Source organism: Aquincola agrisoli, assembly GCF_036621135.1.
Taxonomy (GTDB): Bacteria; Pseudomonadota; Gammaproteobacteria; order Burkholderiales; family Burkholderiaceae_C; genus Aquincola; species Aquincola agrisoli.
The window spans coordinates 24,979-33,242 of the sequence record NZ_JAZIBG010000014.1 but is presented as its reverse complement, the minus strand read 5'-3'; the positions used below and the strand labels follow the sequence as shown (position 1 = coordinate 33,242).

General features: G+C 75.8%; 2 protein-coding genes. Both read right to left on the bottom strand.

The window, feature by feature from the left end; genetic code table 11:
* Positions 1 to 13 precede the first annotated feature (13 nt).
* Positions 14 to 4,720: a type I polyketide synthase gene (locus tag V4F39_RS04375; RefSeq protein WP_332288084.1), complete on the bottom strand. Its 4,707-nt coding sequence runs from the start codon at positions 4,718 to 4,720 to the stop codon at positions 14 to 16.
* The gene (locus tag V4F39_RS04370; protein ID WP_332288082.1) at positions 4,717 to 7,989 is read right to left on the bottom strand and encodes an amino acid adenylation domain-containing protein; all 3,273 of its coding nucleotides are present in this window, start codon (positions 7,987 to 7,989) and stop codon (positions 4,717 to 4,719) included. The genes V4F39_RS04375 and V4F39_RS04370 overlap by 4 nt, the downstream gene beginning before the upstream one ends.
* Positions 7,990 to 8,264 lie beyond the last annotated feature (275 nt).

Below are 8,264 nucleotides of genomic sequence, written 5' to 3'. Positions count from 1 at the left end.
GGGCGCGGTCGGGTCAGCGGGCGGGGCGTGCCGGATCGGCGTGCTGCGCCAACTGGGCCTGGACGTCGTCGGCGCTCAGGGCCTGCACCTCGGCCAGCAGCGCGGCCATGCGGTCGGCGGTGTCGGCGTCGACCGGCGCGCGCTGGCGGTCGACGTGCGCGGCGATGCCGGCGACCGTGGGCGTGCCGTCCAGCAGGTCGCGCAGCTCCAGCGGCACCGCGAAGGCCTCGCGCAGCCGGCCGATCGCCTGGATGGCCAGCAACGAATGGCCGCCGAGATCGAAGAACGAGTCGTGCACGCCGACCTGTTCCAGCCGCAGCAGCGATTGCCAGATGTCGGCGATGGCCTGTTCGGTCTCGTTGCGCGGGGCTGCGTAGGGCGTGGCCAGCGCGGGACGCGGGTGCGCGGCGCGGGCGGGCATCAGGCCGGCCGCGGCGGCATCGGCCGCGCGCAGTGGCTGCGCGCGCAGCCACTGCGCGCGGCGCGCCGCCAGCGGCTGGCGCGAGACGGCGACGGCGCCGGTGAGGCCGGCGGCGAGCACGCGGGTGGTGGCCGTCCAGGCATCGTCGGCGCTGAGCGTGTGCGCCTGCAGGCCGGCGCCGAGGCCCTGGGGGGTGGTTCCAGCGTGTGCGTCCAGCGCCACCGGGTCCCACTGGATCGCCGTCCAGCGTGTGCCTCGGGCACGGGCCCCCGTGGCGGCCGGCTGGGCCCCTGCCTGTTGCGCGACGAAGGCATCGATCGCCTGGCTGGCGGCGGCGTAGCTGGCCAGCCCCAGGCCGCCGAGCAGCGACGACATCGACGACTGCACGCAGCAGAAGGCCGGCGACTGGCGCGCGACCCAGGGGGCCAGCGCGGCCAGCAGGTCGAGCCGGCTGCGCTGGTTGTGCGCCCACTGCGTCGGCCCCAGCAGCGCCAGCGGCGCGGCGATGCCGGTGTGCGTGGTGGGCAGGCTGACGAACACGCCGTCGAGGGCATCGACCGACGCGCCATCGAGTGCCTCGGCCAGCGCAGCGGCATCGTCGGCTGCCGCCTGCAGCGTGACGATCTCGGTGCCGTGGCCGCGGCAGGCTTCGGCCAGCGCGGGCGGCACGTCGGCCTGCGGCAGCGCGGCCGACAGCAGCACGAGCCGGCGCGCACCCGAAGCGGCCAGGCGCCCGGCCCACAGGGCCCCGAGGCCGCGTTCCAGGTCGCCCACGACGAGGTAGCTGCCGCCGCGGCGCAGGCCGATGGTCGTGCGGGGCTTGGCATCGTCGGTGGGCAGCGGCAGCGGCGCAGGCTCGAAGGCCCAGCGGTGGCGGCCGCGCCAGGCGACGAGCGGCAGCGCTTCGGCCTGGCGCAGTTCGTCGGCCAGCAGGTGCGCGGTGGCGGCGGCGGCCTTGGGCTGCAGCGCGCCGGCCAGGTCGACGACGCGCACGCCGAGCGACGGATGCTCCTGCCCCGGCACCAGCGCCAGGCCGTGCAAGGCGGCCTGCACGGGCTCGGGGCGGTCGTCGGCCTGCACCTCGCAGGCATGGCGGGTGAGCACGGCCAGTTGCAGCGGCTCGGTCGTGTCGGCGAACGACTGGGCCAGCACCAGCAGGCGCTGCACGGCGTCTTGCGCAGGCGCATCGGCCGGCAGCCCGAGCGCGCGCAGGTCGACGATGCCGGTGGGTGGCAGCGCACGTTCGGCCAGCGCGGTGCGCAGCGACTGCCACTGCGCCGGCTGCAGGCCGTCGAGCGCAAACGCGCGGAAGCCGGCCTGCTCGAACCGCGGTGCGTCGCCGACGGTGAAGGCGTGGTCGCCCAGCGCTTCGAGGCGCTGCGCGAGCGCTTCGGCCAGTGCGCGCACCGGGCTGCCCGCCTCGGTGGCACCGTCGATCAGCAGCCAGGTCTGCGGGCGGCCCGGGCCGGCGGCGGGCGCGAGCGGCTTGCGATGCCAGCCGGGCACGGTGAACCAGTCGGACAGCGGGCGTTCGACGGCGGCGGCCGTCGCGGCCGGTTCGGACACGGTGCTGCCGGCCACGGCGGGGGCCGACGCGCCGCCGTGCGCGGCCGTGGGCAGCCGGTCCGCATCGACCCAGTAGCGCTGGCGCTCGAACGGCGCGGTGGGCAGCGGCACGCGCCGGCGGGGGCCGTCGGCCAGCCGGCGCCAGTCAGGCGAGAGGCCGGCGCACCACGCCTGGCCCAGCGCCTGCAGCAAGGCGTCGGCGTGGCCGGCCGCCTGCGTGGGCTCGGGTTGGGAGGCCACGACCACGGCACCCGGCACCTGCTGGCGCACCAGCCCCGTCAGCACGCGGCCGGCACCCAGCTCGACGTGCACCGGCGACGGCAGCGCCTGCAGCGTCACCACCGCATCGGCGAAGCGCACCGTGCCGCGCAGCTGCCGCGCCCAGTACGCGGGATCGGCCGCTTCGGCGTCGGTGATCCAGGTACCGCTGAGGTTGGAGACGAAGGGGATGCGCGGCGCCCGCGGCGGGTGCTGCGCGAAGAGCGTGGCCACGTCGTCGCCGAACGCACGCGCGGCGGCCTCCATCATCGCCGAGTGGAAGGCGTGCGAGGTGCGCAACGGCTGGCTGGCGACGCCTTGTGCCTGCAGTGCCACCGCGAGGCGTTCGACGGCCGGCTGCGGGCCAGCGGCCACGCAGGACTCGGGCGCATTGACGGCAGCCAGCGCCAGCTCGGGCTCGGCCGCCAGCCACGGCGCCAGCGCTTCGGGCGAAGCGGCCACCGCCAGCATCGCGCCGCGCGGCATGGCCTGCATGCGGCGGCCGCGGGCGGCCACCAACGATAGCGCCGCCGGCAGGTCGAACACGCCGGCCACGCAGGCGGCGACCAGTTCGCCCAGGCTGTGGCCGGCCATCGCACGCGGCGGCAGGCCGAGCTGCTGCCACCAGCGGGCCAATGCCCATCCGTGCGCGAACAGCACGGGCTGCGCGAGCGCGGTGTCGTCCAGCGGCGCGTCGGCACGCGCCGGGCCGCACAGCAGCTCGGCCAGCGGCACGGGCAGCTGCCGGTCGAGCAGCGCGGCGCATTCGTCGATGGCGGCGCGGTAGGCCGGGACTTGTGCATACAAGCCGCGGCCCATGCCGGCCGACTGCGTGCCCTGGCCGCTGAAGAGCCACAGCAGCGATGGCAGGGCGGCGACCGCGGCGGCCGGCGCGGGCAGCGCCAGTTGCGCCGCGGCCTCGGCCGCGCTGCGCGCCACCACCGCACGCCGGTGATCGAAGGCGCGGCGGCCTTGCTGCAGCGTGTGGGCGATGTCCGCCAGCGGCTGCGCCGGACCTTCGCAGAGGTGCGTGGCCAGCGCCTGCGAGGCCTGCGCCAGCGCGGCCGGGCTGCGGGCCGAGAGCACCAGCAGCTGCGGTGCGCCGTCGGTCGCGCCGGTGGCCGGCTGCCACGCGGATGCCGATGCGGCGCAGGTGCTGGCCGACGCGGAGCCGGCCATCGCCTCTTCGACGATCACATGCGCGTTGGTCCCGCCGATGCCGAACGAACTGAGCCCCGCGCGACGCGGCTGGCCGGGCGCGGCGGGCCAGTCGGCGAGCCGCGCCGGCAGGTGGAAGCGGCTGCCGTCCAGGCCCAGCGCCGGGTTGGGCGTGGCCGCATGCAGCGTCGCCGGAATCTGCCGGTGCTGCAGTGCGAGCACCAGCTTGATGAGCCCGGCGACGCCGGCGGCGGCGTCGAGGTGGCCGATGTTGCTCTTCACCGAGCCCAGCGCGCAGGGCGTGGACGCCTGCCCGAAGACCTGCTTCAACGCGGCGACCTCCACCGGGTCGCCCAGCCGGGTGCCGGTGCCGTGCGCCTCGATGCAGCCGATGCTCGCGGCGTCGACGCCCGCTGCGGCCAGCGCGGCCTCGATCACCGCGGCCTGGCGCTCGCCGCTGGGCGCGGTGAAGCTCTGCTTGTGTGCACCGTCGTTGTTGATGGCCGAGCCCTTGATGACGGCCAGCACGTGGTCGCCCGCGGCCAGCGCGTCTTCCAGCCGGCGCAGCACGACGATGCCCACGCCGTTGCCCGGCACGGTGCCGGCGGCATCGGACGCGAAGGCGCGGCAATGGCCGTCGTGCGCGTGGATGCCGCCTGCCTGGGCGCGGTAGCCGAGCTGGCGCGACAGCGCCACGCCGCCGGCCAGCGCCATGTCGCATTCGCCGGCCAGCAGGCTCTGGCAGGCCAGGTGCACCGCCACCAGCGACGACGAGCAGGCCGTCTGCACGGCCACCGCCGGGCCGCGCAGGCCGAGCTTGTAGGCCACGCGGGTGGCGAGGAAATCCTTGTCGTTGCCGAGGAAGATCTCGTACGGGCTGGCTGAAGCGCGGGTCGCCGCATGTCCATACAAGTTCAGCAGATAGCCGTTCATCCCGGCGCCGCCGAACACGCCGATCGCGCCGGCATGGCGCGCGGCGTCGTGGCCGGCGTCTTCGAGCGCCGTCCAGGCGCATTCGAGGAACAGGCGCTGCTGCGGGTCCATCAGCTCGGCTTCCCGGGCGCTCAGGCCGAAGAAGCCGGCATCGAACCGGTCGGCCTCGGCGATCGGCGCGCCGGCCTTCACGAAGGCCGGGTCGGCCAGGGTGGCGCCGTCCACACCCTGCTGGCGCAGCCAGGCGTCGTCGAAGGTGGTGATGCCTTCGCGGCCTTCGGCCAGCAGGCGCCAGTAGTCGGCCAGCGTGGGCGCGCCGGGGAAGCGGCCGGCCATGCCGATGATGGCGATCTCGAGGCCGTGCAGGTCGGGGGCGGTGGTCATCGGGCGGCTTCGGATTGGGGTGACGGGTCGGCCGTGCGGCGGCGCTGCATCAGCCGGTTGCGGCCGGCGGCACGTGCGGCGGTCTCCGCCGCGGCCTGCGCGGCGGCGGCGGGCGTGCCGGCCTGCAGCCGCGCCGCGAGGCTGGCCACCGTGGGGTGGTTGAACAGGTCGACCAGTGCCAGCTCGTGGCCCATCTGCCGCAGCCGGCTCTGCAGCGTGACGAGCAGCAGCGAATGGCCGCCGGACTCGAAGAAGTGGTCGTGCGGCGAGAGTTGCGGCTGCTGCAGCAGCTCCCGCCACAGTGCCAGCAGCGCGGCCTCGAGCGGCGTGGCGGCGGCCGCCGGCACGGCGTTGCCGGCCGATGGGGCCGGGCGCAGCGCGCGGCGGTCGATCTTGCCGTTGGGCGTGAGCGGCAGCGCGGGCAGCAGGCGCAGCGCGGCCGGCACCATCGCCGCGGGCAGGCGTGCGGCGAGTTGCGTGCGCAGCGAAGCGGTGAACGCGGGTGCATCGTCCGCGCGGCGGTCTGCGACGACGTAGCCCACCAGCCGCGCGGCGGCGCCTTCGCCTTCGATCACCGCCACGGCCTGCACCACGCCCGCGCAAGCAATGAGCGCGGCCTCCACCTCGCCCAGCTCCAGCCGCTGGCCGCGGAGCTTGGCCTGGTGGTCGAGGCGGCCGAGGAAGTCGATCAGCCCGTCCTCGCGCCAGGCCGCACGGTCGCCGGTGCGGTAGAGCGTGGGGAAGGCGGCAGCAGGCCCATCGCCCGCGGCCAGCGGGTCGGGCACGAAGCGGTCGGCCGTGAGCGCGGCACGGCGGTGGTAGCCGGGGCTCACGCCGGCGCCGCCGATGCACAGCTCGCCGGGCACGCCGGGCGGCAGCGGGCGCAGGTCGGCATCGAGCACCCGCAGCGTGGTGTTGGCCAGCGCGTCGCCCACCGGCACCGGGCCGCCGATGCCGGCGGCTTCGTCGGCATCGAGCAGCGCGGGCGTGACGTGCAGCGCGGTCGACCAGACGGTGGTCTCGGTGGGGCCGTAGACGTTCCACAGCGCCGCGCCGCCGGCCAGCAGGCTGCGGGCGAGCGGGCGGTCGAGCGCCTCGCCGCCGCACAGCAGCTTCAGGCCCGCGGGTGCCTGCCAGCCCACCGCGCCCAGCAGGCGCCAGGTGGACGGGGTGGCCTGCAGCACGGTGATGCGCGCCCGCGTCAGCCGCGCGGCCAGGCGTTCGCCGTCGCGTGCTTCGGCTTCGGTGGCGATCACCGTGCAGGCGCCGGCCACCAGCGGGCCGAAGAGTTCGAGCGCGGCGATGTCGAACGACAGCGTGGTGACGGCCAGCCAGCGGTCGGCCGCGGCGAGACCGATGCGGCCGTTCATCGCGGCCAGCATGTTGGCGAGGTTGCCGTGCGTGATGGCCACGCCCTTGGGCGTGCCGGTGCTGCCGCTGGTGTAGATGAGGTAGGCGGGCGTGGCGGCGTCGATGGGCGCAGGCGCGGGCGCGGTGCCGCCAGGGGCCGGTGCGTCGAGGTCGCAGCGCGAGCCGGTCCACCATGCCAGTGCATCGCCGGTGGTGGCATGCAGCACCAGCGTGTGCAGGCCGGCGTCGGCGGCCATGTGGCGCAGCCGCGCCTCGGGGTAGGCGGCGTCCATCGGCACGTAGGCGGCGCCCAGGCGCCACACCGCGAGCAGCGTGGCCAGCATCCCGCGGCCGCGCGCCAGGCTCACGCCGACGCGGTGGCCGGGGGCCACGCCTTGTGCCGCGAGGCGGGTGGCGATCTCCGCCGCCAGGGTCTGCAGCCCTGCGCGGTCCAGCGGGCCTTGTGCATCGACGAGCACGTCGGCTTCGGGCGCGGCCTGGGCCAGGGCGGCAACGGCCTCGGGCACCAGTGGCCGAGGCATCGGTTGGCAGGCCTTCCGGTCGGCGTCGCGCAGGGCGGCGAGTGCCGTGTCGTCGGCCAGCAGGAACTCGCCGAGCGCCGCCCCGGGTCGGGTCGCGAACCCGCGCAGCAGCCGTGGCAGCGCGGCCAGGCAGCGCGCCGCGGAGGCCGCCGGCACGCGTTGCGGATCGGCCAGCAGGCGCAGCTCGATGGTGTCGCCCAGCACCGCGTACAGGCTGAGCGGATAGTGCGTCGATTCGCTGACCCGCACATCGCCCAGGCGCAGCGGCGCATCGGGGGCGGCGGGGCCGCCGGGGTAGTTCTCGATCACGACGACGCTGTCGAACAGCGGCTGGCCGGTCAGCGTGGCCGCGGCGCGCTGGACTTCGGCGGGCGCCAGATGCTCGTGCGGCTGCTGCGCGAGCACGCGCGCCTGCAGTGCGGCCAGCCCCTCGGCCAGCGGCTGCGCGGCCGGCAGCGGCATCCGCACCGGCAGCGTGGTGATGAAGAGGCCCACCGTGCCGGCGGCCTGCGGCCGCGATGCGGGGCGGCCGGCGCGGGTGAGGCCGTAGACCACGTCGTCGCTGCCGCTGCTGCGGGCCAGCAGCACGGCCCATGCGCCTTGCAGCACGGTGCCCGGCGTCACGCGCAGGCGGCGCGCCAGCGTGTGCAGTGCCTGGGTGTCGTCGATGCCGAGGGTGTGGCGCAGCGTGAGCGGCGGCGTCGCCGTGGTGCTCGTCGCCTGGGGCGCGGGGCGGACGAAGCCGGGGGTCGAGGGCGTGTCGAAACCGGCCAGCAGCGTGCGCCAGAAGGCTCGTGCGGCGGCCGTGTCCTGCGCCGCCAGCCACTCGACGTGGTCGCGGTACGAAGGGGCAGGTGCCAGCGCCGGCGCGGTGCCGTCGAGCGCGGCACGGTAGGCCGTCTGCCAGTCGCGCAGCAGCAGCGGGAGCGACCAACCGTCGAGCAGCAGGTGGTGGTGGCTGAAGACCACGCGGTGGTGGTCGTCGGCCAGGCGAAGGCAGTGCACGCGGGCCAGCGGCGCGCGGCGCAGGTCGAAGCCCTGCCGGCGGTCGGCCGCCAGCCAGTCGTCAAAGGCGGATGGCGTCATCGCGTGCGCTTCGGCGTGCGTGACGGCCAGGCGCACCGAGCGGCCCACCACCTGCAGCGGCGCGTCGAGCTTGTCCCACGCGAAGGCGGTGCGCAGCACGGCGTGGTGCGTGGCGAGCGCCTGCCAGGCGGCATCGAACGCGGCGGTGTCGAGCGGGCCGTGCAGGTCGAACGCGAGCTGCACGAAGTAGACGCTGGAGGCGGGCGCGTAGAGGCTGTGGAAGAGCAGGCCGCGCTGCGTGGGGGCCAGGGGGTAGACGGCCTCGATATGGGGTGGGAGGGCGGTGGTCATCGTTGTTCTTGTTGTTGTGGTTGTTGTGCGCTTGCAAGGGCTCGGGCAGGGGCCTGGGAGCGTGCGACTTCCGCGGTCGGCGCTGCACGCCGACTGCCCTGCGATGCTCGGCCGGCTGGCGTGCCGCAGAACTCACTTCGCTCACTGCGTTCGCTGCGTTCAAACAGGCTGCGGCAAGTCAGTGGTTGAAGCGCGCTGCGCGCGCCGCCAACCGGCCTGCGCTTCTCGGCGCTCCACACGCACGCCCCCAGGCCCGACCGCCGCAGTCGCGCGAG